Annotated in this window: 20 protein-coding genes and 4 pseudogenes; 18 read left to right on the forward strand and 6 right to left on the reverse strand. The window is 50.6% G+C overall.

What is annotated here, in order from left to right:
- The first annotated feature begins 94 nt into the window (after positions 1-94).
- From rfbB to ACZZ0D_RS04955, 8 genes and pseudogenes are all read left to right on the forward strand, one after another.
- Positions 95-1,171 carry a dTDP-glucose 4,6-dehydratase gene (gene rfbB, locus ACZZ0D_RS04920; protein WP_463552578.1) on the forward strand — a complete coding sequence of 359 codons (1,077 nt, stop codon included), beginning with the start codon at positions 95-97 and terminating at the stop codon, positions 1,169-1,171.
- Complete coding sequence (gene rfbD, locus ACZZ0D_RS04925; protein WP_463552579.1) at positions 1,168-2,061, forward strand: dTDP-4-dehydrorhamnose reductase; 894 nt, start codon at positions 1,168-1,170, stop codon at positions 2,059-2,061. The genes rfbB and rfbD overlap by 4 nt, the downstream gene beginning before the upstream one ends.
- Positions 2,058-2,948 (forward strand): glucose-1-phosphate thymidylyltransferase RfbA, encoded by an 891-nt coding sequence (gene rfbA, locus ACZZ0D_RS04930; protein WP_463552580.1) that lies wholly within the window; start codon positions 2,058-2,060, stop codon positions 2,946-2,948. Before rfbD ends, rfbA begins: the two co-directional genes overlap by 4 nt.
- A gap of 51 nt (positions 2,949-2,999) precedes the next feature.
- Positions 3,000-3,921, forward strand: a pseudogene (locus ACZZ0D_RS04935) (glycosyltransferase).
- Positions 3,921-4,874, forward strand: coding sequence for a UDP-glucose 4-epimerase family protein (locus ACZZ0D_RS04940; RefSeq protein ID WP_463552581.1), 954 nt, complete (start codon positions 3,921-3,923; stop codon positions 4,872-4,874). The pseudogene ACZZ0D_RS04935 and the gene ACZZ0D_RS04940 overlap by 1 nt, the downstream one beginning before the upstream one ends.
- A gap of 4 nt (positions 4,875-4,878) precedes the next feature.
- Positions 4,879-5,904, forward strand: a complete 1,026-nt coding sequence (locus ACZZ0D_RS04945) for an MraY family glycosyltransferase (RefSeq protein WP_463554763.1) — start codon at positions 4,879-4,881, stop codon at positions 5,902-5,904.
- 159 nt (positions 5,905-6,063) lie between these two features.
- The gene (locus ACZZ0D_RS04950) at positions 6,064-6,642 is read left to right on the forward strand and encodes an acyltransferase family protein (protein WP_463552582.1); all 579 of its coding nucleotides are present in this window, start codon (positions 6,064-6,066) and stop codon (positions 6,640-6,642) included.
- A gap of 40 nt (positions 6,643-6,682) precedes the next feature.
- Entirely contained in the window at positions 6,683-7,156 is a 474-nt protein-coding gene (locus ACZZ0D_RS04955) for a hypothetical protein (protein ID WP_463552583.1), read from the forward strand.
- A gap of 152 nt (positions 7,157-7,308) precedes the next feature.
- On the opposite strand, the pseudogene ACZZ0D_RS04960 reads toward ACZZ0D_RS04955, so the two are convergent.
- Positions 7,309-8,130: pseudogene (locus ACZZ0D_RS04960) on the reverse strand (IS66 family transposase); the annotation flags it as partial.
- Between the two features lie 152 nt (positions 8,131-8,282).
- Positions 8,283-8,483 carry a transposase family protein gene (locus ACZZ0D_RS04965; RefSeq protein WP_463552584.1) on the reverse strand — a complete coding sequence of 67 codons (201 nt, stop codon included), beginning with the start codon at positions 8,481-8,483 and terminating at the stop codon, positions 8,283-8,285.
- Between the two features lie 409 nt (positions 8,484-8,892).
- On the opposite strand from ACZZ0D_RS04965, the gene ACZZ0D_RS04970 reads away from it, so the two are divergent.
- Genes ACZZ0D_RS04970 through ACZZ0D_RS05000 form a run of 7 tightly spaced genes read left to right on the forward strand, consistent with a single transcriptional unit; the run spans position 8,893 to position 15,080 of the window.
- Entirely contained in the window at positions 8,893-9,918 is a 1,026-nt protein-coding gene (locus tag ACZZ0D_RS04970; RefSeq protein ID WP_463552585.1) for a glycosyltransferase, read from the forward strand.
- On the forward strand, positions 9,918-11,060 hold the full coding sequence (locus tag ACZZ0D_RS04975) for an FAD-dependent oxidoreductase (protein ID WP_463552586.1): 1,143 nt from the start codon (positions 9,918-9,920) through the stop codon (positions 11,058-11,060). The genes ACZZ0D_RS04970 and ACZZ0D_RS04975 overlap by 1 nt, the downstream gene beginning before the upstream one ends.
- A complete protein-coding gene (locus ACZZ0D_RS04980; protein WP_463552587.1) occupies positions 11,038-12,279 on the forward strand; it encodes a hypothetical protein in 1,242 nt (413 codons plus the stop codon). The genes ACZZ0D_RS04975 and ACZZ0D_RS04980 overlap by 23 nt, the downstream gene beginning before the upstream one ends.
- Positions 12,276-13,070: an NAD-dependent epimerase/dehydratase family protein gene (locus ACZZ0D_RS04985; RefSeq protein ID WP_463552588.1), complete on the forward strand. Its 795-nt coding sequence runs from the start codon at positions 12,276-12,278 to the stop codon at positions 13,068-13,070. The genes ACZZ0D_RS04980 and ACZZ0D_RS04985 overlap by 4 nt, the downstream gene beginning before the upstream one ends.
- Positions 13,067-13,903 carry a sugar phosphate isomerase/epimerase family protein gene (locus ACZZ0D_RS04990; protein ID WP_463552589.1) on the forward strand — a complete coding sequence of 279 codons (837 nt, stop codon included), beginning with the start codon at positions 13,067-13,069 and terminating at the stop codon, positions 13,901-13,903. Before ACZZ0D_RS04985 ends, ACZZ0D_RS04990 begins: the two co-directional genes overlap by 4 nt.
- Positions 13,900-14,256 carry a DMT family transporter gene (locus tag ACZZ0D_RS04995; RefSeq protein ID WP_463552590.1) on the forward strand — a complete coding sequence of 119 codons (357 nt, stop codon included), beginning with the start codon at positions 13,900-13,902 and terminating at the stop codon, positions 14,254-14,256. The genes ACZZ0D_RS04990 and ACZZ0D_RS04995 overlap by 4 nt, the downstream gene beginning before the upstream one ends.
- An 11-nt stretch (positions 14,257-14,267) precedes the next feature.
- The gene (locus ACZZ0D_RS05000; RefSeq protein ID WP_463552591.1) at positions 14,268-15,080 is read left to right on the forward strand and encodes a glycosyltransferase family 2 protein; all 813 of its coding nucleotides are present in this window, start codon (positions 14,268-14,270) and stop codon (positions 15,078-15,080) included.
- A 58-nt stretch (positions 15,081-15,138) separates the two neighbouring features.
- Here ACZZ0D_RS05000 and ACZZ0D_RS05005 read toward each other — a convergent pair whose 3' ends face one another.
- From ACZZ0D_RS05005 to ACZZ0D_RS05015, 3 genes are read right to left on the reverse strand one after another with little or no spacing between them, the layout of a single operon-like run.
- Positions 15,139-18,654: a GT99 family glycosyltransferase N-terminal domain-containing protein gene (locus tag ACZZ0D_RS05005; RefSeq protein WP_463552592.1), complete on the reverse strand. Its 3,516-nt coding sequence runs from the start codon at positions 18,652-18,654 to the stop codon at positions 15,139-15,141.
- Positions 18,648-19,970 (reverse strand): ABC transporter ATP-binding protein, encoded by a 1,323-nt coding sequence (locus ACZZ0D_RS05010; protein ID WP_463552593.1) that lies wholly within the window; start codon positions 19,968-19,970, stop codon positions 18,648-18,650. The genes ACZZ0D_RS05005 and ACZZ0D_RS05010 overlap by 7 nt, the downstream gene beginning before the upstream one ends.
- Complete coding sequence (locus tag ACZZ0D_RS05015) at positions 19,960-20,778, reverse strand: ABC transporter permease (protein WP_463552594.1); 819 nt, start codon at positions 20,776-20,778, stop codon at positions 19,960-19,962. The genes ACZZ0D_RS05010 and ACZZ0D_RS05015 overlap by 11 nt, the downstream gene beginning before the upstream one ends.
- Positions 20,779-21,401: 623 nt before the next feature.
- Here ACZZ0D_RS05015 and ACZZ0D_RS05020 point away from each other — a divergent pair.
- Positions 21,402-23,397, forward strand: a pseudogene (locus tag ACZZ0D_RS05020) (polysaccharide biosynthesis protein).
- A 110-nt stretch (positions 23,398-23,507) separates the two neighbouring features.
- Here the strand turns inward: ACZZ0D_RS05020 and ACZZ0D_RS05025 are convergent.
- Positions 23,508-24,437: an NAD-dependent epimerase/dehydratase family protein gene (locus tag ACZZ0D_RS05025; RefSeq protein ID WP_463552595.1), complete on the reverse strand. Its 930-nt coding sequence runs from the start codon at positions 24,435-24,437 to the stop codon at positions 23,508-23,510.
- 445 nt (positions 24,438-24,882) lie between these two features.
- On the opposite strand from ACZZ0D_RS05025, the pseudogene ACZZ0D_RS05030 reads away from it, so the two are divergent.
- Both ACZZ0D_RS05030 and ACZZ0D_RS05035 read left to right on the forward strand, forming a co-directional pair.
- Positions 24,883-25,220 (forward strand): annotated as a pseudogene (locus ACZZ0D_RS05030) (ComEA family DNA-binding protein).
- A 211-nt stretch (positions 25,221-25,431) separates the two neighbouring features.
- Positions 25,432-26,229 carry an SDR family NAD(P)-dependent oxidoreductase gene (locus tag ACZZ0D_RS05035; protein WP_463552596.1) on the forward strand — a complete coding sequence of 266 codons (798 nt, stop codon included), beginning with the start codon at positions 25,432-25,434 and terminating at the stop codon, positions 26,227-26,229.
- Positions 26,230-26,235 lie beyond the last annotated feature (6 nt).

The raw sequence follows: 26,235 nt of genomic DNA on the forward strand, positions 1-26,235 counted from the left end.
TCTGACAAATGCCCCATGTTAGGCGGCTTTTGCATCCATGGATCAGACGGTGCTCGTTGGTGACACTGTCAGCAACTCAAGGGTATGGTTTCGCGTGAAAATTTTAGTTACCGGCGGCGCCGGGTTTATCGGCTCGGCAGTCATCCGTCACATCATTTCCAATACTACTGACTCTGTCGTGAACGTCGACAAGTTGACTTATGCCGGTAACCTGGAGTCTTTGGCTGAAGTCAGCCCTGATCCGCGTTATGCGTTCGAGCGCGTTGATATCTGCGACCGTGAACAAATTGATCGCGTCCTGCGTGAGCACCAACCGGATGCAATCATGCATCTGGCTGCCGAATCGCACGTTGACCGTTCTATTTCTGGCCCGTCCGAGTTCATCCAGACCAATATTATTGGCACCTACACCCTGCTGGAGGCCTCGCGCCACTATTGGGTCGCCATGGATGATGCACGCAAGGCCAATTTCCGCTTCCACCATATTTCCACTGACGAAGTGTATGGTGATCTCGAAGGCCCGGAAGATCTCTTCACTGAAACCACACCGTACCAACCTAGCTCGCCGTACTCCGCCAGTAAGGCGAGTTCCGACCACTTGGTTCGTGCCTGGGCGCGCACTTACGGTCTGCCGACGTTGGTCACCAACTGCTCGAATAACTATGGCCCTTGCCACTTCCCTGAGAAATTGATTCCACTGATCATTCTCAATGCGCTGGAAGGCAAGCCGTTGCCGGTTTACGGGAAAGGCGATCAAATTCGCGACTGGTTATATGTTGAAGATCATGCGCGTGCTTTGTACAAAGTCGTCACCGAAGGTGTTGTGGGTGAGACCTACAACATCGGCGGTCATAATGAAAAGCAGAACATCGAAGTTGTGCACACACTTTGCGCGCTGCTGGATGAGTTGCGTCCTGATTCGGCTCACCGTCCGCACGCAAGCTTGATCACTTATGTGCAAGATCGTCCAGGTCACGACCTGCGTTATGCGATCGACGCAAGCAAGATCGAGCGTGAGCTCGGATGGACGCCGGAAGAGACTTTCGAAACCGGTATTCGCAAGACAGTTGAGTGGTATCTGACCAACACTGAGTGGGTAGATCACGTGAAGAACGGCAGCTACCAGCAGTGGATTGATCAGAACTACGCGGATCGTTCGAACAAGGCATGAAAATCCTACTTTTAGGGAAAAACGGCCAAGTGGGCTGGGAGCTGCAACGCTCCCTGGCGCCGCTTGGCGAGTTGATCGCCCTGGACCGTCATCCCGTTGATGGGCTCAGTGGTGATCTGTCCAATCTCGAATCCCTGCGCGCAACGATTCGTCAGGTAAAGCCTGACGTTATTGTTAACGCCGCTGCGTATACCGCGGTCGACAAGGCTGAATCGGAAACCGAGTTAGCAGATCGCGTAAACGGCCTTGCGAGTGGCGTTATGGCGGAAGAAGTCGCAGCGTCGGGCGCATGGCTGGTTCACTACTCAACGGATTACGTTTTCAGTGGCCAAGGCGTCACGCCATGGCAGGAGACAGACGCTGTTGCTCCGGTGAACCATTACGGCTCCAGCAAGCTCGCCGGCGAGCAGGCAATTACCGCGTCGGGTTGCAAGCATCTGATTTTCCGCACCAGTTGGGTGTACGGTGCTCGCGGCAATAACTTCGCAAAGACCATGCTGCGCTTGGCGAATGATCGCGAAACGTTGAGTGTGATTGCGGATCAGATCGGAGCACCGACCGGGGCTGATCTCATTGCTGATGTAACGGCGTTGGCCATCAAGCAAGTCTTCAGGTGTCCAGATTTGGCCGGTCTTTATCACCTGACCGCTGCGGGCGAAGTGTCATGGCATGGCTATGCCAGTCATGTCATTGACTTCGCAAAAGCCCAAGGCGAGGAGCTGGCTGTGAAGACTGTCAGTCCGATCGAAACAACCGCCTATCCAACACCGGCAAGTCGCCCTCTGAACTCACGATTGAATACTCAGAAGCTGCGCGACAATTTTTCTCTACACTTGCCGGATTGGCAAAGTGGTGTAACCCGAATGCTTAGGGAAGTTCTGAACAAATGACCACGACAAATCGTAAAGGCATCATCCTCGCTGGCGGCTCGGGTACGCGCCTGCACCCGCTAACTCTTGGTGTTTCCAAGCAGATGTTGCCGATCTACGACAAACCGATGATCTTTTATCCGTTGTCCGTGCTGATGCTCGCCGGCATGCGAGAGATTCTGATTATCTCCACTCCAGAGGATCTGCCGTGCTTTCGCAAGTTACTGGGTGATGGCAGTGTGTACGGCATTCAACTGACTTATGCAGAGCAGCCAAGTCCGGATGGGTTGGCGCAAGCGTTTATCATCGGCGAAGAGTTCATCGGCAAAGATCCTTGCTGTCTAATCCTTGGCGATAATATTTTCTACGGCCAGCACTTTTCTGACAACTTGCGTTCCGCCTCCTCACAGCAACAGGGGGCCACGGTATTTGGGTACCACGTTTCAGACCCGGAGCGATTCGGCGTGGTGGAGTTCGATGCGACCGGTCGTGCGTTGAGCATCGAAGAAAAGCCACTCAAGCCGAAATCCAATTACGCGGTAACCGGCTTGTATTTTTACGATAACGATGTCGTCGAGATAGCCAAGAACATCAAGCCCTCTTCTCGTGGGGAGCTGGAAATTACCGATGTGAACCGTGCATATCTTGAGCGCAAGACATTGAGTGTCGAAATGCTTGGTCGAGGTTTCGCTTGGCTGGATACAGGCACCCATGACTCGTTGCTGGAAGCCAGTCACTTCGTTCACACGATCGAACAGCGACAGGGCCTCAAGGTGGCTTGCCTGGAAGAAATCGCCTATCACAATGGGTGGATAACCGCCGATGCCCTGGCTGCTCAGGCAGAGAGCCTCAAGAAAACCGGTTACGGGCAATACCTGCAAAAGCTGTTGGATTCGAGTTCCCGCTAACCAGAATTCGTCTTTCGAAGATCCAGTGTTCAATTGTGCAAGCAGGATGGCATGCCAGTAAGATTACCGAAAGTTGCAGTTTTGCTGGCTGCCTACAACGGCATGCAATGGATTGAGGAGCAGTTGTCTTCGATCCTCGAACAATCGTGCGTGGATGTATCTGTGTACATCAGCGTTGATCCCTCCACTGATGGTACGGAAGTCTGGTGCGCTGCTTACGCGGCCACGGCGACAGATGTCGTGGTGCTCCCCTCCGCCGGCAGTTTTGGTGGCGCTTCTCGCAACTTCTTTCGTTTGATTCGGGACGTCGACTTCTCGGCATTCGACTTCATTGCTTTTGCTGATCAGGATGATGTCTGGCTCGGCGATAAGCTTGGGCGAGCAATAGCTGAAATCGAGCGCCAGCAGGTAGACGCCTATTCCAGTAATGTGACTGCGTTTTGGCTCGATGGTAAGGCTCAAGTGCTGGACAAGGCGCAACCACAGGTGCAATGGGATTATCTGTTCGAGGCGGCGGGTGTCTGGTTGCACTTACGTGTTCCGCGAAAGATTGGCACAGTCTTTGAAAGACTTGATGCTGGGGAATTGGGGGTTGTTGCAGGAAGTAAGTTTGCATGATTGGTTTTTTTATGCATTTGCTCGTAGTCACGGATACCGCTGGTACATCGATCCGACTCCTTCCATGCAGTATCGACAGCATGAGAACAATCAGGTCGGTGCCAACACAGGCCTGAATTCGTTGGTTTCCCGTTATAAAACCATCCACGATGGCTGGTGGTTCAATCAAGTGCAGCTTATTGCGCGCCTGGTGGGGCAGGAGTCTGATGTTTTTGTCAAAAGCTGGATACGCCTGCGTCAGCGCGAACTTATCAAGTTGTCTTTCAGTGCCTGGCAATGCAGACGTCGCCTGCGCGATAAGGTTTTATTCTTTTTCATCTGCTGGGCGACAGCACTGATTGGTAAAAAAAACTGATGACGGGGTCGAGGGTGTTAGTTACAGGGGCACGTGGTTTTGTCGGCGAGGCATTGGTCTTCAGGCTATTGCTGGACAAAAAATTCACCCCTGTTGCAGCTGTTCGTGGGCCGACGCGTTTGCAGGGGTTGTGTCAAACTGTGGCTTTAGATCTTGCTGATGCTCAATCTCTCCCGGACTTGAGTAGTGTTCCTGTGGTCGTGCACGCTGCGGCCCGGGTGCATGTGATGAACGATACGGCTGACGACGCGCTGGCGGAATTTCGCAAGGTCAATGTCGAGGGCACTTTGCAACTGGCCAGGCATGCTGCTGCTTCAGGGGTCAAACGTTTCATTTACATCAGCTCCATCAAAGTCAATGGTGAGCGCACTTGCCTGGAGCGCCCGTTCACTGCACAGGATGTTCCTGCGCCGCTTGATCCGTACGGGGTGTCCAAGCATGAGGCGGAAGATGCACTGAAAGTATTAAGTGCTTCCACTGGCATGGAGGTCGTTATCATCCGGCCCCCGCTGGTATATGGGCCCGGGGTTAAAGCCAATTTTTTGAGTATGCTGCACTGGCTGAGAAAGGGTTTCCCCTTGCCGTTGGGGGCGATCCACAATCGAAGAAGTCTAGTGGCGATCGGCAATCTGGTTGATCTGATCGTTGTGTGCATCGATCATCCCGCGGCATGCGGCAATACGTTTCTAGTGAGTGATGGCGAAGATCTCTCCACAACCCAGTTGCTACGACGACTTGCAATGGCTCTCGGGAAAAAAGCGTATCTATTACCAGTACCAGTCTCGTTGCTGAGCCTGATGACGCTTTTGGTGGGGAAACGGGTGATCGGTCGCAGGCTCTGCGATTCACTGCAAGTAGATATAAGCAAGAACAGCGAAGTGTTGGGTTGGACTCCGCCCGTAAATGTCGACAGCGCCATGCGTCAAACCGCTGGCCATTACCTGGAAAAATAAAGTAATGACATTTTGGTGGGGGTTAGTTGCTGTATTCGCCGCTTCCTGGCTTATGACGCTGTTACTGCGTCGTTATGCGTTGGCCCAAAACTTGATCGACATACCGAATGCGCGCAGTTCTCATTCCATTCCCACCCCGCGCGGCGGCGGTGTGGCGATTGTCATCTGTTTCGCATGCGCTCTGGTATTCATGTTGAAACTGGCGCTATTTGCAGCTTCCGAATTCTATTCATTGATGGGCGCCGGCTTGGCGGTGGCAGTCATCGGTTTTGCCGATGATCATGGGCACATCGCAGCAAGATGGCGCTTGCTTGGCCACTTCCTCGCGGCTTTGTGGGCAGTTTTTTGGCTAAATGGGCTGCCTGCACTCGAGTTTTTTGGTTCAACTTTCCATTTGGGATGGTTTGGTGATGTATTGGCGATAATTTACCTGGTGTGGATGCTCAACCTCTATAATTTCATGGACGGGATCGATGGTCTTGCAGGTGCTGAGGCGCTATGCGCATCCATTGGCGCAGCGGTTATCTATGGGTTAATGGGTCAGGCAGCAATCGCCTGGGCGCCCTTGATGTTGGCAGCAGCGGCGGCAGGTTTCCTATGCTGGAATTTTCCACCAGCGAAAATATTCATGGGGGACGCGGGGAGTGGCTTTTTAGGTTTGATTCTCGGAATCCTGTCGATCAGTGCCGCTTGTGTCGCCCCACAATTGCTTTGGGTCTGGATAATTTTACTGGGCGTTTTCATCGTCGATGCAACGTGGACATTGCTCCGGCGTTTGATTCGCGGAGATGCTGTTTCGCAAGCGCACCGCAGCCACGCTTATCAATACGCTTCTCGCCTGTTCCAGAGCCACAGGAAAGTGACTTTGACGATTGTGGCGATTAACCTGTTGTGGCTTTGGCCTATCGCCTTGCTGGTAGGTTTGCAGCGTCTCGATCCCTTGCTTGGGGTGCCCTTTGCTTACCTGCCCTTGATCGTTGCGGCTTACCGGCTTAAAGCGGGCAGCCTTGAGCCTGCATCAAGCAATTAGTGCTCCCAGCCATATATTTTTACCAAGAATCAAGAATCGAGCTAGTCTCTCCATGAGACAGCCCTTAAATTGTGGGGGTATAAATGCCTTACTCTGGAAACATTAATTGGTTTTTTTGATAGCAAAATTGAAGTATTCTTGCTAGGTAGGCAAACTGTCGTGAGCAACCTAATATTTAAATGCGCTATAAGGGGGGAGTTGATTTATCTGGGAGAGGCGGAAGAACAAAAAAGGATTAGCGAAAAAAATAACTTTCTTGTTATTCGATTGCTGGCATCAACAATGGTGGTTGCAGGACACTCAATAGTCCTTTCGAAAGATTATTCGCCAGAGTTGATGGCGAACTTTTCCATTTTTGGTTTCACCCTTCACGGTATAGGCGTTTTGATGTTCTTTTGCCTAAGCGGTTATCTTGTGACGGGGAGTCTTTTACAAAGAAGGTCGATTTTTGATTTTGCGATATCTCGCGCGTTACGAATATTCCCAGGGATATTTGTGTGTGTCATAGTGACAACGATGTTTGCTTGGGTCTTCCTAACATCTTTACCAGCAAAAGAATTTATCACGGATGTTCGGACATGGGACTACATAATAAATAATTCCTCTCTGTATAGGGCCGAATTTTACTTGCCGGGCGTTAGTCATTCGCTAAACGGTAGTCTATGGACTATTCCATTCGAAGGTAGGCTTTATTTGATTCTTGGATTGTTTTGGTTTTTTTTTGATAGCTCGATCTAACATAGGGCTGGTCGTCGCTTCTATCTCCACGGTATATCTCATGAGCCAGCATATGTTGCCTGGTATACCCATGAGCGACGCCAATTTTAGGTTGGTGGCTTGTTTTTTTATTGGTGCTGTTTTTTTTACCCTAAAAAAATATATCCCACTTAGTTTTCCACTGCTGGCTTTCGTACTGCTACTTACATTCATATCAACAAATCATAATTTCAAAAACCTGCTGTTTTTCATATCGATTGGTTATGCAGTTCTGCTTCTCGCATATTCGAGAAAGCTCTCTGCGCCAAGATGGATAGCGGATTACTCTTATGGGATATATCTTTACTCATATGTCATTCAGTCGACTATAATTTTTTATTTTCCAGAGATATCAGCTGTACATCTAGCATTGATATCAATCCCTCTATCTTGGATTGCTGGTGCTCTTTCCTGGAATGTTGTTGAAAAACCAGCCCTTTTACTTAAGACAGCTTACTTCAGATATAAATTTAACGGGGAAGTGCTCGAGAAATGACTTTATAAAAGCCTCAGTATCGGCTTTTATGTAATTCTGCCCGGAATCCCGGGATAGAGGTTCTCGGCTTTATGAAAGAAGCATAAACGATCCCTGAGCCCCGCGTTTAAAGTGAGGATCTTTCAATGTTTTGGAATTTGGGACGAGCATTTCTACGGCAGCAAGGCCTCGAAGTCTTCTACCCTAGTTACTTGTGGCAGGCGCTAAACGTGGCGCAGTCACGAATAGCATAGGGCTCTTGGCTTTTAGCTTTAGCCGCCTCTAACATACTGTAACGTTGAGTGCTGGCATCGGAACTTCCGGGGCGCCGATGAACAACCAGTTCTTTCTTCCGATGGCGAAGGGCCTGATCGCACGCTGGGCGGGGGTGTTGTCGATCGGCAAATAGTCTGCCTCGGCGCACCACTCCAGGTGCCCGATAGCCGATGGCGTAGCCCAAGGCGTTTGAGACGTCACTTGCGGCTGTATCTTTCCATCCAGTTCTTTAACTGAGCCAGCACTGGCAGGCTCCGATCATGAAGACCTGTATTACGGTCGTCGTCGCCCGCATCCTTCAGATCACGCTCTACTCCGGCCTGCGCGCCCGACGCATTATATCCGGCGTAATCATCGGTCATCACGTAGCCACGTTAGCCATTGAGCAGGCGCGTTGGCACCTCCTGCGCGCGGCTGCTGGAGTAGTCAAACAGGATCACTTTATCGGGCGGGCCGCCTGTTTGCACCCCCATCCAGGACTGGCTGCTCGGGTCTCGAATAGGCTCTTTCGACACCTGCACGCCCGTTTCATCGCAGTGGATAACACGGCTGCCCAACAGGTTCTCCCGCATCGAGTTTAGCAGCGGCTGGAAGTGTTCGCCGCACTGGATAACCCAGCGTGCCAACGTCGGGTGCGTGATATCCACACCGAGGCGTCCCAAGACTTTTTCGAAACTGTGAAGCGGTAGTCCATCGACGTACTTGGTGGTCAGAATCAGGTCACGAAACGCGGCGTTAAAACTTGATGGGGACGGTTTCGCCAGAGGTCAAAGCCATCGAGCATCCAGTTGAGTTTCTGGACGGTCAGAACAATCGCCTCGTCAGTGGCGTCAGGCGATGTTTTGAATCGTTCGGACTCTGGGCGCTTGAGTCAAAGGTAGAAGCCGTTGCGCTCCCAACGTAAAATCTTCACTCGGATACGGGGCTTGTTGAGGAGAACGAAAAGCACGGGGTCAAATACTGCAACTTTAATATCCAGCTCGCCAGCACATCCATGCCGTCGATGGATTTTCGGAAGTCCGCGGCTTGGGGGCAGATACACTTTTTTGACTTTGGGATCGGGGCGCATCATGGCGAGCCGGCTCCTGAGGGAATCGGGCGCTCAGCATCCGGGATCAGCTAAACGCTTTGAATGTGGGGTTTGTGGAACGCTTACTCCGCTATTAAGTGCATGGTGCAGTGGGGCGTTATATGTTTCTTTAACCTTTTTCAGCGCCTTTTTGGTATACGAGCTATACGAGAGACGGTCTCTGGCGTTGCGAGTGCGTCTTTCATGATGCCATTTGCTCAGCCGTCGCATCTCAACGGAGCTTCTGACTCTTCGGGCGCCGCCGTGTAAGATGGTACTCTTGGCTCATTAAAAAACGGTGGCAGCGGGCGTGGGTCGCAGGGGGGGGCTTGACTCAAAACGTCAGGGTGACTTGATTGAATTCGGAACAATCCCGGTCTGGCTAATTGACTGTTTAAAATCGAGATCAGAGATGGAATTTTTTCCTTGTTTTTTGTCGGTGGTATTCGTAGTACGCAACCAAGCTGAGAATATCGAAAGTATTGTCACGCAAGCCGCCGATGTGATTGGCGGATTGGTCAGCGATTATGAGTTGATCATCGTCGACAACGCTTCGGAAGACAACAGTATATCCGTCATGAAATGGATTACTGGTGAGAAGGGCTTGGCCAACCTGCAGGTTTATGCATTAACCAAGGAAGTTGATACCGATACCGCTTGCTGGGTAGGACTGGAGAGTGCTCTGGGTGACTTCGTTGTCGTGATTGATCCTTTGGCCGATGATATCGCGTTCGTACCAAAGATGCTCGATCACGCAGTGGGAGGCGCAGATGTGGTTTTTGCCAATAACGAGCAGAAGCCCAAACAAACCGTAGCCTACAGAGGGGCGTACTCAGTCTTCCACCGCCTATACAGTTGGTTTAATGGAATTCATCTGGCCAAGGAGGCGCCTCAGTACAGAATTTTGAGCAAGCGGGTTATTAATTTTATTCTGCAACACCCGCAGCCTGCTTTGACCTATCGCCATCTCCCCGCAACGGGGGGATTTGCTCGCGCCTATTTGAATTACAGTTCTGCTCCGAAAACCACTGAAACGAAGCGGCTCGTAGAGAGCATCGATCGCGGCATGCGGCTGCTGGTGTCGACGACACGTGCCCCCATGCGCCTGGTTACTTCGTTGTCCCTATTTGGTGCGGTCGCCAATTTGGTTTATTGCATTTACGTGATGGCGATAGGTATTTTTAAGACTGACGTCGCGCCGGGATGGATTAGCTTCTCGCTGCAACAGTCGGGCATGTTCTTTCTTATTTCCCTGGTATTGCTCGTTTTAGGTGAGTACATCCTCAATATGGCAAGCCTTTCCAATGAGGGACCGCCTTATCATGTTGGGCAGGAGTTCACGAGTGCCATCATGACACGTCATCAACGATTGAACATTGAAGAAGCTGATGCATCGCCGGCTCAGCCGGCCAGCCCGACGGACGGCCGAGCCTTATGATGTCTGCGGCAGATAGAACTTTTGATGCTGTTGTTATCGGAGGAGGTTTCTATGGCGCAGCGATCGCCGCCTACCTGGCGCGAGCGCGCGGATTGAAACGTGTAGTGATCCTCGAGCGAGAACCACGGCTGATGACCCGTGCCTCTTACAACAACCAGGCTCGTGTCCATAATGGCTACCATTATCCCCGGAGCTTCACGACTGCCTATCGCAGCCGGATAAATCTTCCACGATTCGTGGCGGACTGGCCTGAAGCGATCAGCAAGGACTTCATAAAGCTGTACGCGATTTCCAGAAAGAACTCCAAGGTCACGGCTCGGCAGTTTGAGCGGTTTTGCAAAGACATTGGTGCAGTAATAGAAGTGGCTTCCGGTTCTCTGTCTGCGTTGTTCGAGCCGCGTCTGATAGAAGCGGTCTACCAAGTAGAAGAGTATGCATTCGACTCGCTAAAGCTGGCCGGTTGGGCTGAAAGAGAGCTGGATGAATGTGGCGTTCAGGTCAGATATGGTCGACGCGCCACCGCTGTCTATAAAAAAGAAGAGGGCGGTCTACGCGTCATCGCAGATGCGCGTGATGGGGATCAAGAGGAGTTGCACTGTCGTTACATCTTCAACTGTACTTATAGCGGTTTGAATCAAATCGGCGGCGACTTTCCTGTGATTAAGGCGAGCTTGAAACAGGAGATCACCGAAATGCCACTGATGCAAATGCCCTCCGATCTGGAGGGGTTGGGCATCACCGTCATGGATGGGCCGTTTTTCTCCGTGATGCCATTTCCTGCGCGCAGACTCCACTCGCTTTCACACGTACGCTACACGCCTCACTTGAACTGGAGTGACAGTCGCGGTCTCGACCCTTATGGGCGTTTGAGCGATTACCAACGCCATAGTCGAGTTGATCGAATGGTCAGGGACGTAGGTCGGTATATTCCTTCAGTCCTTAATTCTGTTTATCAGGATTCTCTATTCGAGGTTAAAACGGTACTTACAAAAAATGAGGGGGATGACGGTAGGCCGATATTTTTTGAGAGGCACGTTAAATTACCTAACTGTTACTCGGTATTGGGTGGGAAGATCGACAATATCTACGATATTTTACAATTGATTGAGGGCATCGAAATTGACCGTACTACTCAAGAGTAGCAGGCGTCGCGCATTTCTTTTTCTATGTGTGCTGACAGTGCTTTTTTTCTGGACCTTCAATCCATCTGCGGTAAAAAGCAGTTATGGAGATGGTAATGGGAAGTATGAGGATCGCGGTGATTCATATTCTGAGTATCTTGTCAGAAACACCATTCGCAAAAATGTACTGACGCCTGGGCTTGGTTTTTTTCCAATCGTTGCCGACAGCTACAGCACTGGCGATTACACCAGTTACGAGAAGGGCTATAAGAAATATTATTCAAACCTTGCATTACAGACTGCTCCGGCCAGTTTTCTTGCATCGCTCATAGGGATTCAAGACTATGAAACGTTTCAGTACTACTTTATTTTTCTAAAACTCACGAATGGCTTTTTGTTCGCCAGCTTGCTGGTAAGTCTTCTATATTTGTGGACAAGGAAAACCGGGCTTCAGGTGTTTTGGCCCGTTCCTTTTCTGGTTGCATCGGCAAGCGGATATGTTTTTTTTTCATTGAATTTGTACTTTGTTCCCGGGCTTCTGATCTTGCCTGCATTAATAGTGGCCTATAGTGCGAGTAAAAAAGGAAGGATCAATCTGCCATTGGTTTTCATTGCGTGCTTGCTGTGCTTTTTGCGGGGTTACGAGTTTGCCACTGTGTTTGCCTTGCTCACAGCGTTCTCAGCATTTCTCTTCACTGACGGGAATGTCTACAAGAAGCTCAAAGCCACCACTATTGTATTTGGGTTGACTGTCCTCGCATTCATTTGTGCGCTATGTATCCACGTTGGGCTGTGCATGGTTGAAACCGGGTTATCTGTTTCAGACTCAATGACCAATGTATTCTCGACCTTGTCCAGGCGCACCGCCAGTACCAGCGGAGTCGCCAAGCCGTTTACTTTGCAATTCTATAATGTCATGACTAATCGCTGGTCGCTCCCAGGGTTTTCTCTGTTAAATACCTGGCCAGTGTTAAGTGAAATGAATGTCATTATTGTAATGCTCGCAGCACTACTGGGTCGCTTTAAGTACATGGACTGGAATGAGTTTTCCATCTATGTCTTCGGTTTTGCCGGCTATGCTTCGTGGTATGTATTTGCCTATCAACATATTATGTGGCATGACATGTATGACTGGTATGTCTTTTCATTGACGCTAGGTTTGGCATTTGTAATGTTGCTTACCTTGTATGTCAATAAGGTTGTTATGTTTGCTGGTGCTCGCGCAGGAGCGGAATTATGAATAATGCATTGATAGGTTACTCCGGCTTTGTAGGTGGGACTCTTCTTAAACAGACCGTTTTTTCACAGGTCTATCGTTCTACTGATATATCGAATATTGCCGGAAAAACATTTGATACTGTCGTTTGTGCAGGGGCGCCAGCGCAGAAGTGGCTCGCCAATCTTGAGCCCGCAGCAGATCTTCAGAAAATTGAGCGTTTGATTGCTCACCTTAAAAGCATGCAATGTAAAACGCTGATCTTGATCAGTACTGTGGACGTATTCAAGGACAGCATTGGAGTCGATGAGGACTCTGAGGTGGATGAAGCCGAACTTAATGCTTATGGCCTGCATCGTCGACTGCTGGAAAAATTTGTTGAATCTCACTTCGACAACTATCTGATCGTTCGTCTGCCGGGCCTCGTAGGGCCTGGGTTAAAGAAAAATGTGATTTTCGATTTTCTGAATGACAATAATTTGAGTTCCATCGATAGTCGCGGAGTTTTTCAATTTTATCCTATGGTCAATCTTTGGTCGGATATTACGATGGCACTGGCGGCCGGTCTGAAGCTGGTTCACCTTACCGCTGAGCCGGTGAGTGTTTCAGAAATTTCATTAAAGGGATTCGGTAAAGCATTCGATAATCCTTTGGTCAAGACGCCGGCCATTTATGATATGCAAACCAAATATGCGACGCTGTTCGGTGGCAGTGAACGTCATCAATACAGTGCCCGCGAAACCACTCAAGCAATACGTGCGTACGCTCAGTCTGAACCATTGGCGAACGCGAAGGGCGTGGGAGATAAAGTGTGAACATTTCCATCTCCAACATCGCGTGGGATGTCGCTGAAGATGAAGCTATGGCCGAGTTGTTCAAGAGATACGGCATCAGCGCAATAGACATTGCACCCGGGAAAAACTTTCCCGATCCGGTCAATGCCCGTGATAGTGATATCTTGCGAGTTCGTCAGCGCTGGGAAGACTGCGGAATACAAATCATCGGAATGCAGGCGTTGTTGTTTGGCACCTCCGGACTGAATGTTTTCGGCACTGCACCATCCCGCCAAGCGATGCTGGATCACTTGAAAGGCGTTTGCGATATTGGCGCCGGCCTCGGCGCCACACGGCTGGTATTCGGTTCGCCGAAAAACCGTGACCGCTCCGGCCTTGGTGACCAGCAGGCCCGTGATCTGTCTGTGTCGTTTTTTCAAGCGTTAGGGGCGATCGCCCAGCATGCAGGGGTTGAAATCAATCTCGAACCGAACCCCGTGCACTACGGTGCAAACTTCATGACGACGTCAGATGAAACTGCGCTCATAGTTCGTGAGGTCGCGCATCCCGCCGTCAAAATGCAATTTGATACGGGTTCGTTAGCGATCAATGGCGAAGACCCGGAAGAGGTGCTTCGCAACCATTGCGCGCTGATCGGGCACGTTCATATAAGTGAACCAGACTTGTTGCCATTGGGCGATGGGACGACTTCACATCGGGCCATGAGCGATGCCATTCGTAAGTACTTGGTTAACGATTGGGTGACTATTGAAACCCTGGCAACGGTGAATGAGCCGCACAGCGTATCGATCGAACGTTCATTGAAAGTCGCCATTGAGCATTATCGTTTCAATTCGACAGGAGAACGTGGATGAAGTGGCTGATTCTATTCTTGGGTATTCTGAGCAATGCTTCTGCGAGCGTTCTGGTGAAGATGGCGATGATGCCACCGAGGCAATTTCCATCCTTGAGCAACCCGCTGGCGGCCCTGAGTAACTGGCCGTTCTGGTTAGGGCTCGCACTTTATGGAGCCGCCTTCGTTCTCTATGCCGCGGCATTGGTGCGACTGCCACTGAATGTCGCTCATCCCGTGCTGACAGCCGGCGCCGTTGCGACGGTTGCATTGTTCTCTGTCCTGATTTTTCGTGAGCCGTTCCACTGGACTACGGGGGCCGGAATTTTCCTGGTAGTTGTTGGTGTGGCGTTGATTACTGCTCGTGTAGCCTAATGGTAGATAGAATGAAATACCCTGAAATCATTGAGAATCGTAAACGCTGGCAAGTGCCTTCCTTTGACGTGCCTATGTGGCTCGGCCGCGAACATCGCTATTGCGTCATCATTCCTGTCATCAATGAGGGGGAAAGAATCAAAAGTCTGCTGGCTCGCATGGCCACTTGTTCAGTGAGTCTTGCCGCCGATATTTTGATTGTCGATGGCGGAAGTACCGACGGATCTCTCGCCTTGCCCTTTCTGCAAAGCGTCGGTGTCCGAGGCCTTATTCTTAAAACAGGCGCAGGCAAGTTAAGCGCTCAATTACGATGCGCTTACGCTTTTGTTTTAGACCAAGGATATGAGGGGATTATTACCATTGATGGTAATGACAAGGACGACCCCGACGCCATTCATGACTTTATTAAAGCGTTAGCGGAGGGAGTTGACTTCGTGCAAGCATCTCGTTATCTGAGGGGTGGTGTCGCGGTTAATACACCATTATCACGAGATTTTGCTATCAAGTTCATTCATGCACCGCTGCTCAGCTTTTCTTCAGGGTTTAAATGGACTGACACGACTCAGGGTTTTCGCGCCTATAGCCGCACGATGTTGCTAGATCCAAAGATCGGCATATTTCGCGACGTTTTCACAACCTACGAGCTGTTGGCTTATCTTTCCTACCGAGCGCCAAAACTGGGTTATCGTTGCGTTGAATTGGCGACTGTGCGCCGCTATCCGAAAGGGGAAGTGCCAACGAAGATTAGCGCCTTCAAGGGAAATCTATCGGTTCTGCTGGTTTTGTTTAACGCCTGCCTGGGAAAATACAATCCAGAACGTTGAGCGGGTTCGGTTTGGATGAGCAGCGGGTGGCGCCTTTCGGAGGCGCCACCGACCTTGTTTAAGGTTGGTTACTGCTTTTTTCGTGTGTCACAGTTTCCAGGCCCTTGAAAGCAGCTATTTTTTCCTTCAGCAGTAACGTACTTGCATTGATCATATCGGTGTACTGGGTGTTCTTGAATCCCCAGAGCGTGGACATCAACTCTTCCTTGTGCCCAACAAGGAACGGCGCTGTGGTAATGACATCGATGTTTGACTGGTTTTCGATAAAACGGTCGATAGTGTTTTTATACGGATCGCGGAAGCTTTCATCCCATTTCACCACTTTTGGGAAAACACTTGCGTTGTAAGTGTTGAGAACCGTACTGGTCATCTTGTTGATGTGAATCAGCTCGTAGCCGTCAAACGCTTCAATCTCTTTGACGTTCGTTTCTGCATGTAGGTTGGCGATCAGGCCGGAGAATATGTCCCAACCCTTTTCCTTGAGTTCAAGATGATCATGGATCTGGTCAAATTTTTCTTTCCAGCCATCCAGGAACTCGACATCGTCTTCACAGACAGTGATTTTATTAAAGTTATGTTCGTAAGCCTTGCGCAAAATGAACTTATAGCTGAGGCCGCAGCCTATCCAGCCGGCGCTGTGGCGCAGCCCCGGGAAATATTGGAAGCCAACTTTGTTGTCCTGTTCAAAATCTTTTCTGCGCTCTGTGGACTCAGGTAGGCCGAGGCAGACGTAGTTGGTTTTAAACTGGATGTTATGGCCCGCAATTTCATAGAACTCATCGAAGCTAATATGGTCGGTCGCCAGCAGGAAACGCTGGAAGTAGTATTCAAACTCGTCGGGTCCCTCACGCAGCGCATTTCTGTTTTGTGCTATTTTTTGCTCGCGTCGAGCGTCGTCACTTAGCCAGAAGTCAACGCGATTCACCATTCCTTGAATGTCGCCGATTTCGGTGAAGTCAACGATATTTTCAAGATTTTTGTGATCTTCAATGTCCGAACTGCTTTCTGAAACAATCATCGCGTCTCTGGACAGGCATTCGTAAACGCGAGTTGTCTCGAGCAGTGCGCCTTCATAGTAGTGGATGTTAACTACCAGTTTTGCCTTGGCGATCTCGTTATACAGGGTTGAACCAAATATGTTGCTGATGACTTTGGTTTTATATTTCTTTTTCAGCGCCGCGAGATACTCCTGTCGTCTTTCATTGTTGGCATCGCCGTAGAACAGAATATCGTATTCTTTTTCTACAGAATCAGGGGTGGCGTAGTCAGGAATGAAGGAGATCGGAGTGTAGTAAATCTGTTTGAAGCTGAGACCTTTATCCTGCAGGAACTGCACGTTGATGCTGGAATAGTCAAAAATAGCGTATGCGTTTTCGAGCGTGCGCAGGTAACTGTCTTCAAACCAGCGTGAGCTGACGGATTGCTCCATTTGGAATGCAATGTAAGTGCCCGGCAGTGTGGTGAAGATTTGTGGGCAAATAACGAAGTGCAGTGTTCCATCGAAGCCGGTGTCCGGAGCCTCAAAAATGATGTCGGCTGGAAATCCAGCTTTCTCGAGGTTCCGTTTGATCAACTCTGCGACGAAAATACAGTGTTTAGTAGTGAGAATGTGCGTGGTGGTGTGCTTGTCTAATTTCAGCTGAGTCACACTCGGCACAAAGTTGTTTTCGAGCGCTTGTGTGGAGCGCCTGAGCGTTGCTTTCAGACCATTCTGATTTATATGCCGGATCGCACGAAGCAGCACTTTCGGGTCAGATTTGATTGTGTCGAGGATACGCTTTGCATGTCTCGCATAAGCCAGGAGCCTGCGTGCGGTAGAAGAAGCTACTCTTCTGCTGTAGCGAAGCGGCATGGTTACTTTCCACGAGGAGCTGGACAATATTTTTGTCAGGCGCGCCTGTTCATCGCGAATGTTGCGCTCGTATTCTTCGATAATCGCTGCCTGGTTAAGAGAGATATCGTTCTGCTTTTCTTCCAGCTTCTGGTTTTGCTCTAGCAAGCGCTGATTCTGCTCTTCCAGCTGACACTGTTCGTCCAGCGCCTGTTGCTGCGCGGCGAGTGCATCTTGCCGCTCAACGAGTGCCTGCTCCTTCTCAGCGATCACCTTTTGCTTGTCAGCGATCACCTGCTCCTTGTCAGCCAATGCCTGTTGCTGATCCGCGATCGCCTGTTCCTTGTCAGCGAGCGCCTGTTGGTGATCTGATATTGCCTGTTCCTTGTCAGCGAGTGCCTGTTGGTGATCTGATATTGCCTGTTCCTTGTCAGCGAGCGCTTGTTGTTGATCTGATATTGCCTGTTGGTGTTCAGATAAAATCCTTTGATTAGTGGCGTTGAGCAATGCCAGCTCTTCTGCCATCTGGACTTTTAACTGTGTAATTTTTTCCATGATGTGTTGCGTAGTCCTGTCGTAAATAATTTCAGCCAACGACGCATGTTCGTCAGACTCGAATCCGTAGCTGCTCATGTTCCATTTTAGAATTTCGAGTTCGGTCGGATTGTTCAGCCGGAATCGAATATACTCAGGATTGAATGCCGCGTCGAAAGGTACCAGGTAACAGAACAGGTAAAATGCGAGGCGATCGACTCGGTCCTGTTCACTGGTTGCCTGATTGATAAATGTAAAGGAGCAATCTCCAAGCGTAGTGACCTTTCTTTCGAGCAGCAGTCCTTCGAGTCCTACACTAGAATTGATGGTGATAATTTCTTTGCACTTACCGATGAATTCGACGCTGTTGGCCGACTCGTCGATCTTCGCATTATTTCCCTTCAGCGCGAATTGGCTGCTCGGATGTGCTCGGACAAGCAGATTTTCGCTATCACAAAAACGTGCGAAGGCAATAAGTGAGTTATTGTCGTAGCCATTCGAATAAGCGATCAGATTGGAGTCATCTTCCACTTGCAGAGGCACGCCGACGCTATCGTCACGGCTGCTGGGTTGGAAGATATAAGCGCACGAGATAAAAAACTCCCGGAGCTGTTCCATCGTGATCGGCTTTTCGCCGAAACTGGATTTGGTTTGTAGAAAGCGTTTCTCCGCCTCGGTATTGCCGTTGACGCCGCTGAAATCGAAATAGGCAGTCCAACGATAGTTGGGCGCCCGCAGGGGGCCGAGTTCTGTATGAATTACCGGAATGCCTTGAGCCAGAGCGACTGCTTTGAGAGAGGGGCAATTTAAGCAAGAGATGATTGCTTCAGGCTTTTCGCGGCCGCTCAGCATCGCTTCGATGGCGGTCTCCAAAGCGGGGATGCGCTCAGTCAACAAGCGTTTAAAGGCAAGGATTGGATTATTCCCCGAACCTACCATTAGCTGGGTAAACATCGTGTCTTCAAAATGGCTGAAGTGATGCGTTGCCAATACGTCTGCCGAGGGGAAAGCGTATCCAAGGTGGCGATAGGATGCCTCTTCTACCTCCCAGCGCTTTTCATCCACGAAGTGCTGTTCACTTTGCAGATAAGAAGGGGACATCATGAAGTGCAGAGGCTCTTGGGACTCATGCGCATACTTATAGAAGACCCAGAGATAAGGGGCTTCCAGTCCGCGAAACGGGAAGGGGGGAAGGAATATGCTCAGCATTCGGCATCTATTACTTTGACGGTGATAGGGGAGTATACGACGCCTACTTGCTCACGAGGTGTCCAGAAGCGCAGGCGCTGCATCGGCCTGCGCTGATCAAGCTCTTCTCGTTTTCCAAGGTGGGTACAGGATAGCCCGCAGTGAATCAAATATTCACTGGCGCTTAGAGGCAGTCGAACCACATATTCAATCCGGCTTTGACCCTTGCGAAGGGTAATTGCAGTGCCTGCGCTAAGATTGTTGTCTCCCCAGATATCTCCCCCCTGAGCTTTGCTTAAAGAGATGCCAAGCGCAACCTCAGGGATCTCCTCGGAAGAGGCGATCATGAAGGAAAAGCGCAGCTCCTCCCCGGACTTGATGATTGGGCGTTCAGCAATATTGCTGCCATCCATTCTGAAGATGTCCAGGCTCTTGATAATCGCCCGTGCCGAACCGAAGCGTTTCTCGCCGGTCTCGCTATTGAATTCAGTGCTCTGAAAGTTCTTGAGCTCCTCCAGAGAGTAACTGCCGGTGGACTCATGAGGTGCCGAAGATGGATTGGACTCAGCCTGGTTGGCAACCATGCCTTTTTCATACGTCAATACAGCCGACAACACGTCAGTGGTATCAGTAATGACACGGCCGTTGTCGATGACCAAGCAGCGATTGGCATACTCCAGAATGCTGCCAGTAGAGTGAGTCACCATCAGAATGGTCGTGCCGCGATCGCGCAGTTTTTCGATTCGCTTGAAGCACTTGTACTGGAAGCCGATATCGCCGACTGCGAGCGCCTCGTCAACGATCAGGATATCGGGTTCGATGCACGCCTGTACCGCGAACGCGAGGCGAACATACATGCCGCTTGAGTAAGTTTTGACCGGTTGCTCGATAAATGAACCGATGTCGGCGAAATCAATGATTTCATCATAGCGTGCGTCGATTTCTTCTCTGGTCAGGCCAAGAATGCTGCCGTTCAGATAGATGTTCTCGCGTCCGCTGAATTCCGGGTTGAAGCCTGCGCCCAACTCCAGCAATGCAGCCACTCGGCCCTTCACCTGGGCCGTGCCCGAGGTGCTGTTGAGCGTCCCGCAGATTATTTGCAGAAGGGTCGACTTACCAGCGCCGTTACGCCCGATGATCCCGATGATCTCGCCTTTGCGAACTTCAAACGAGACATCCCGAAGAGCCCAGAACTCGCGGTAGTAGTTTTTCCGCTCCAGTCGTAGGATGCTTTGAGTCAACGGAAATATAAACTGCTTAAAGCGGTCGCGCGGCTCTTCATATATATGAAAGCACTTGTGAATACCTTCGACTTTTATCGCGAGTTCAGAGGACATCAGCAAATCCTTTACGAGTTTTCTGGAACCAGGCAAAGCTGATCAGCGCAAAAACGAGACTTCCCGCCAGATACACAAGAAACGCTTTGGGGGATGGAATTACACCTTGAATCATGACGTCTCTGACAAACTCGATCGAGGGTGTGAGTGGGTTGTAATACATAAAGTATCGATACTCCTCCGGTAATGCCGAAACGGGATAAAAGACCGGAGACATGAACAGCAGCGCCGTGGTGAAAATACCGATGATCTGGGAAACATCACGGAAAAAAACGCCGAGTGACGACAACAGCCAACCCGCTCCAAGCGAGATAAGCACGATGGGTACGAGAACTATCGGCGTCAGCAATATGGTCAAAGGCGGCGGCGAGATGAAAACAGTGTAGAACGCCAGCCATACCAAGAGGCTGATGACCGTGTGAAAGAGGGCTGCACAGAGTGAAATCACCGGGAGTATTTCCAGCGGGAATATCACTTTTTTGACGTAGTTGGTATTCGACAGAATCAGTCCGGGCGCCCGATTGATGTTTTCGGAAAACAGGTTGAAAACGAGCAGGCCCGCGAACAGCACCAGAGCAAACTCGGCTTTGGAGTCACTACCACCACTCCAGCGAGCCTTGAATACAACGCTGAACACAAACGTATAAACGGCGAGTGTCAGGATTGGATTGAACAATGACCAGAGTAGGCCAAAAAGCGATCCTTGATAACGACCAACGACCTCACGCTTGGTCAGTGCGCTGATTAATCTACGATTTTTCCAGCTGGATCTGAAAATTTCGAGAGGAGAGGTTGCATAACTCTGCATTGGGAAAAAGGCTCCGCGGGGAAAGGATTGACACGGTTTTTGTTTGGATCACAGCTCGTCGGGTGAAAGCCATCAATCGTTGAAGACTGCGTACCCCTAAGACCGAAAGGCTAAGCCATGGCGGTCGATATGACATCTGCAATCAATGCGGTTTTTGCCAGTGTCAGAGGTAACCGGTGGTGGAAAGGTCCCGCAGTTTCATAAATAAGCAATCTCGACCATCATGTGTTCTGAAATCGGCTATGGAATGAAAAGCTTCGATCACCAACTGGATGGACTCTCAACAGGCATTGGCGAGCGAGGTGTATTTGCCGGCTAATGTACCATACGCCTCGGGTTTTTCCGATCCGTGATTGCCAACTGTGAAGGGGAGTAATCAATCAGAAGGAAGATCTCACCGGTCGAATAATCGAGCATCATCGCAAGCCAATCTGACCTGCATCAGGCGCCTGCAGACCTCAGTCAATGTCACGAGGCGCCGGGCTGGACGCTTTTTTGGCATGTGTGACCCCTGAATGGCTCCGGGTGGATTATGATCTTTCGATGAAAGCGGGACAGATTGATTTTCGTACGCTGGAAAGGTCTCCCGTTCAAGGGAGCCGGATCTGAACAGTTGAGTATTTATGGATAAAATTCGGACTTTGTTGCTTGGATTGCCGCGTCGGCACAAGAGACTTTTACAAGTCGCAACCGATGCCGGACTGGTCTGGTTGGCGCTATGGCTGGCCTTTATCGTCAGACTCGGTATTGACGATATGTACAATCCGATAAAGGTCCATGTCTGGCTGTTTGTCTGTGCCCCGGTCATTGCCATCCCGTTGTTCGTTCGGTTTGGAATGTACCGGGCGGTCATGCGCTATTTTGGTAATGATGCCCTGATTGCCATTATTAAGGCTGTCAGCCTGTCGTCGTTGCTGCTTGCTGTCGTTCTCTACTGGTACAGCAATCATGAGGCCGTGGTCCCGAGATCAATAATTTTCAACTACTGGTGGTTGAGTCTGGTGATCATTGGCGGGTTGCGCCTTTTCTTGCGCCAATATTTCATGGGAGATTGGTTTACCGCGGCTCAGCATGTGCCGTTTGCCAGTCCTAATGATGCCTTGACCAAAGTAGCGATTTACGGCGCTGGTGTTGCGGGAAACCAACTGGTGGCTGCTCTCAGAATGGGCAGAGTCATGAGGCCTGTTGCGTTTATCGATGACGATCCGAGCATTGCTGACAGATCGATATCCGGACTTCAGGTATACAAACCCAAACACATACAGCAGATGATCGACACGACAGGCGCTCAGGAAATTCTCTTGGCGCTTCCATCGTCCACCCGGGCCAGGCGTCGCGAAATCCTCAATGTACTGGAAGGCTTTCCTTTACATGTCCGCAGTGTTCCGAACTTCACGGATCTTGCCAGTGGCCGGGTCAAAGTCGATGACATTCAGGAAGTCGATATTGCCGACCTGCTTGGGCGCGATGCTGTACCGGCACAACCTGAGCTTCTGGCACGCTGCATCACAGGAAAAGTCGTGCTTGTCACGGGAGCAGGCGGGTCGATAGGTTCGGAACTGTGTCGACAGATTTTTTCACTCGGTGCCAGAACGCTCCTGTTGTTCGACCATAGTGAATTCAGTCTTTACAATATTTTGTCCGAGCTAGAGCAGCGGGCATGCCGAAAATCCATTTCAGTGCGCCTTCTGCCAATTCTTGGTTCGATTCGAGATCAAGGTAAGCTGCTCGATGTGATGAAAACCTGGCGGGTTGATACGGTTTATCATGCGGCCGCTTATAAACATGTACCCATGGTCGAACACAATATCGCCGAAGGTGTTCTCAATAATATTATCGGCACCCTCAACACCTCTCAGGCAGCACTTCAAGCAGGCGTTGCGAATTTTGTATTGATTTCCACGGATAAGGCCGTTCGCCCGACGAATATCATGGGCGGCACCAAACGATTCGCTGAATTGATATTGCAGGCGCTGAGTCGAGAACAGGCACCGGTTCTTGTTGGGGATACAGCTAAAGTATCGCGCGTGAACAAGACCCGTTTCACGATGGTTCGCTTCGGGAATGTGCTTGGTTCTTCCGGTTCGGTGATCCCTTTGTTTTACCGGCAGATCAAATCCGGGCGCAGCATTGACCGTAACGCATCCGAAGATCACTCGATATTTCATGACCATTCCCGAGGCTGCTCAACTTGTCATCCAGGCAGGCTCAATGGGGCAGGGCGGCGATGTATTTGTTCTTGATATGGGGGAGCCGGTAAAAATAGTCGAGCTGGCTGAAAAGATGATCCATCTTTCCGGGTTGAGTGTTCGATCCGAGCGTAACCTGCAAGGCGATATTGCCATCGAATTCACTGGACTGCGTCCAGGTGAGAAACTCTACGAAGAGTTGTTGATTGGGGATAACGTCGTTGAGACCCAGCACCCGATGATCATGAGCGCAAATGAGGATTTTCTGCCTTGGGATGTTTTGAAGGCAAGAATTGCGGCGCTGCTCGCAGCGGTCGATAGTGATGACTATTCACGGGTCAGAAAATTGCTGCGTGAAACCGTGTGCGGGTACAGCCCGGACGGAGAAATCGTCGACTGGATTTACCAGCAGCGGCGGCTGGAGCCTTGAGCAAGGCTTCGGAGTCAGGTTGCACGTACTGGTAAAAAAACGCCCTATTGTGAAATGGGGCGTTTTCTTGTGCGGTCATTACGCTGTAAAAGCAGGGCTGGCGTGATGACTCACTCTTCGAGCAAGTGGGTCAGACCGACCATCAACGTGGTGGCTTGAGGAAAATCAAAGTGTGTCAACAGCCGGCGATTGTTGGCTCTTGAGTGTCTGATGTCACCTGGACGTCCGCTTGTGTAGCTGACCTGCAGTGGCTTTTGCAGAATCGCCGAGAGTGTTTCCATTATCTTGTTCAAGGTGGTGGCTTGGCTAAGGCCGACGTTCATCGCGGTAGCTTCGAACGCCTGAATTTCAACGGCCTGAACCAGTACCTTCACCAGGTCGCCCACATAAACGAAGTCTCGTGTTTGTTCGCCATCACCGAATACGGTGATTGGTAAATCCTTTTTTGCCCTTTCACTGAAGATACTGATCACGCCGGAATAGGGCGAAGAAGGATCTTGACGAGGGCCGAATATATTAAAAAACCGGAAAATTACGGGTTCGAGACCATGCTGCCGGCGATAAAAGTCGAAGTAGTACTCACTCGAAAGTTTGTCTGAGGCATAAGGCGTCAGAGGGGCTTTAGGTGTTTCCTCGTCAATAGCCTCGCCTTCACCATTGTTGCCGTATACCGCCGCACTGGAAGCAAAAACAACACGCTTGATGCCCAGCTTGCTCATGCTTTCACAAACATTGAGCGTGCCAATGAAATTGCTCTGGTGCGTTTTTTCAGGGTCGTCGACCGAGGCTTGAACAGATGCCACCGCCGCCAGATGAACCACAGCGTGGCAGCCTTTCATCGCCTTCGATACGGTTTCGGCATCGGCGATATTACCCTCTATGATTTCAAGTCGGGCATCCTGGGTAGGCAGATTAGTGCGCTTGCCGGTCGAAAAATCATCCAGAATCCGAACGCTGTAGCCTTTTTCAAGCAATGCATCTGTCAGGTGCGAGCCGATGAATCCGGCACCACCAGTTATCAGGATAGGAGCGTTAGCCATGACGTACATCATCCGATAGTCAAAGGACATTCCCGTTTAGGGCTTCGTGTCCAGGGATTGCAGTTTTTTTGCGTGAAGTGCTTCAGTCCGCCTTTTGCAGGGCGAAAAAGCAGCCGAATTGGTGCAGGAGTGTCCCACATTGGCTGCGGATTATCGAGATGAAATACTTTGTGAATATCAGGTGTCGGGCACCGTGCAATGCGTCATCCGTGATCTGTTTGACCTTGTGCCGCATGAAAAATCGTGAAGAATCGGTTAACGGAATTCCCATGCCTGAAATATCTTTTTCAATAATAGGAGTTGCATAAAATCAATTTTTAGTTTTATGCGGAAGTTAAAATATCTCGTAACGTACACACCTTTGACACTTCGGATTCATCGCCTAAGTTTGGGAGGCAGCATTCGGAATGTTGCTTTTCTATAACGATGTCATGGAGCGTCACTTATGCGTAACGGTTATCTCTACTCTCTGGTCTTTGCCTTTTTAGCCAGCGCCTCGATCGCTGCAATCGCTGCGCCGGCAATCGCGCCAGAACCCGTCAAGGCGCCATTGGCCATCCACGCCACACCTGCATCCCAGACTGCCAAGGTTGATCTCAATAGCAGTGATGCGGCAACGCTACAGAAAGAACTCTTTGGTGTGGGTGAGGCAAAGGCCAAAGCGATTGTTGCATATCGTGAAACAAACGGGCAGCTTTTGCCTCTATCGATGAGTTGCTGGAAGTGAAGGGTATTGGCAAGGCGATCCTGGATCGCAATCGCGAGAAGCTGGAAGTGAACTAACCTGATTATTCAACGCCAAGGGGCCGGTCATTGACCGGCCTTTCTGTTTTCTGGCGCAGAGATTTGGCAAAGGGAGCCTGGTTGCGTTTATCGGCAAGCTGAAAATTATTGGTATCATATTATTTTTGGATTATGCCTATAATAATTTCCGTCACCTCCAGGTCAGTGAGCATTGGAGGCCCATATCCCAATGTGTTTCAGGAGCGCCCTAATGAGTTCAGTTCAGTCTCAAGGTACAGCCGTCGTCACCGGTGCTTCGTCCGGGATAGGTGCCATTTACGCGCAGCGGCTGGCAGCGCGTGGTTTTGATTTAGTGTTGGTCGCCCGTGATCAGAAGCGTCTGGAAAGCGCCGCGAGCCAGTTGCGCGAGGCCCATGGGGTTCAGGTCGAAGTGCTCAAGGCCGATCTGACGCAAAAGGACGATCTGCTGAAACTCCAGCAGCGTTTGCGCAGTGACTCGAGCATCAGCCTGTTGGTGAACAACGCCGGGGTGGCGGCCGATGGTCTGCTGGCCAATTCCGATGCTGAGCAACTGGAGCGCCTGATTCAGTTGAATGTCACCGCCGTGACCCTTCTGGCTTCGGCGGCTGCCGCCAGTTTTACGAAGGCCGGTCGCGGCACGATCATCAACATTGCCTCGGTGGTGGCGCTGTTTCCGGAGCGTTTCAACGCGACCTACAGCGCCAGCAAGGCTTATGTTCTAAGCCTGACTCAATCGCTGAATACGGAGCTCGAAGGCACCGGCGTCAAGGTACAAGCGGTATTACCCGGCGTTACCCGCACCGAAATCTGGGAGCGCTCGGGCATCGATGCCACTGGCATTCCGGCGGAGATGGTGATGGAGGGCGGTGAAATGGTCGATGCGGCGCTGGCTGGTCTGGATCAAGGCGAGTTGATCACTATCCCGTCGCTGCCTGACGAAGGTGAATGGCAGGCCTTTGTGCGTGCCCGGCATGTCATGGCTCCGAATCTGTCGCGCAGTTCGGCGGCCCAACGCTACAAAAACTGATCAGAG

Source organism: Pseudomonas sp. AC193 (genome assembly GCF_979258075.1).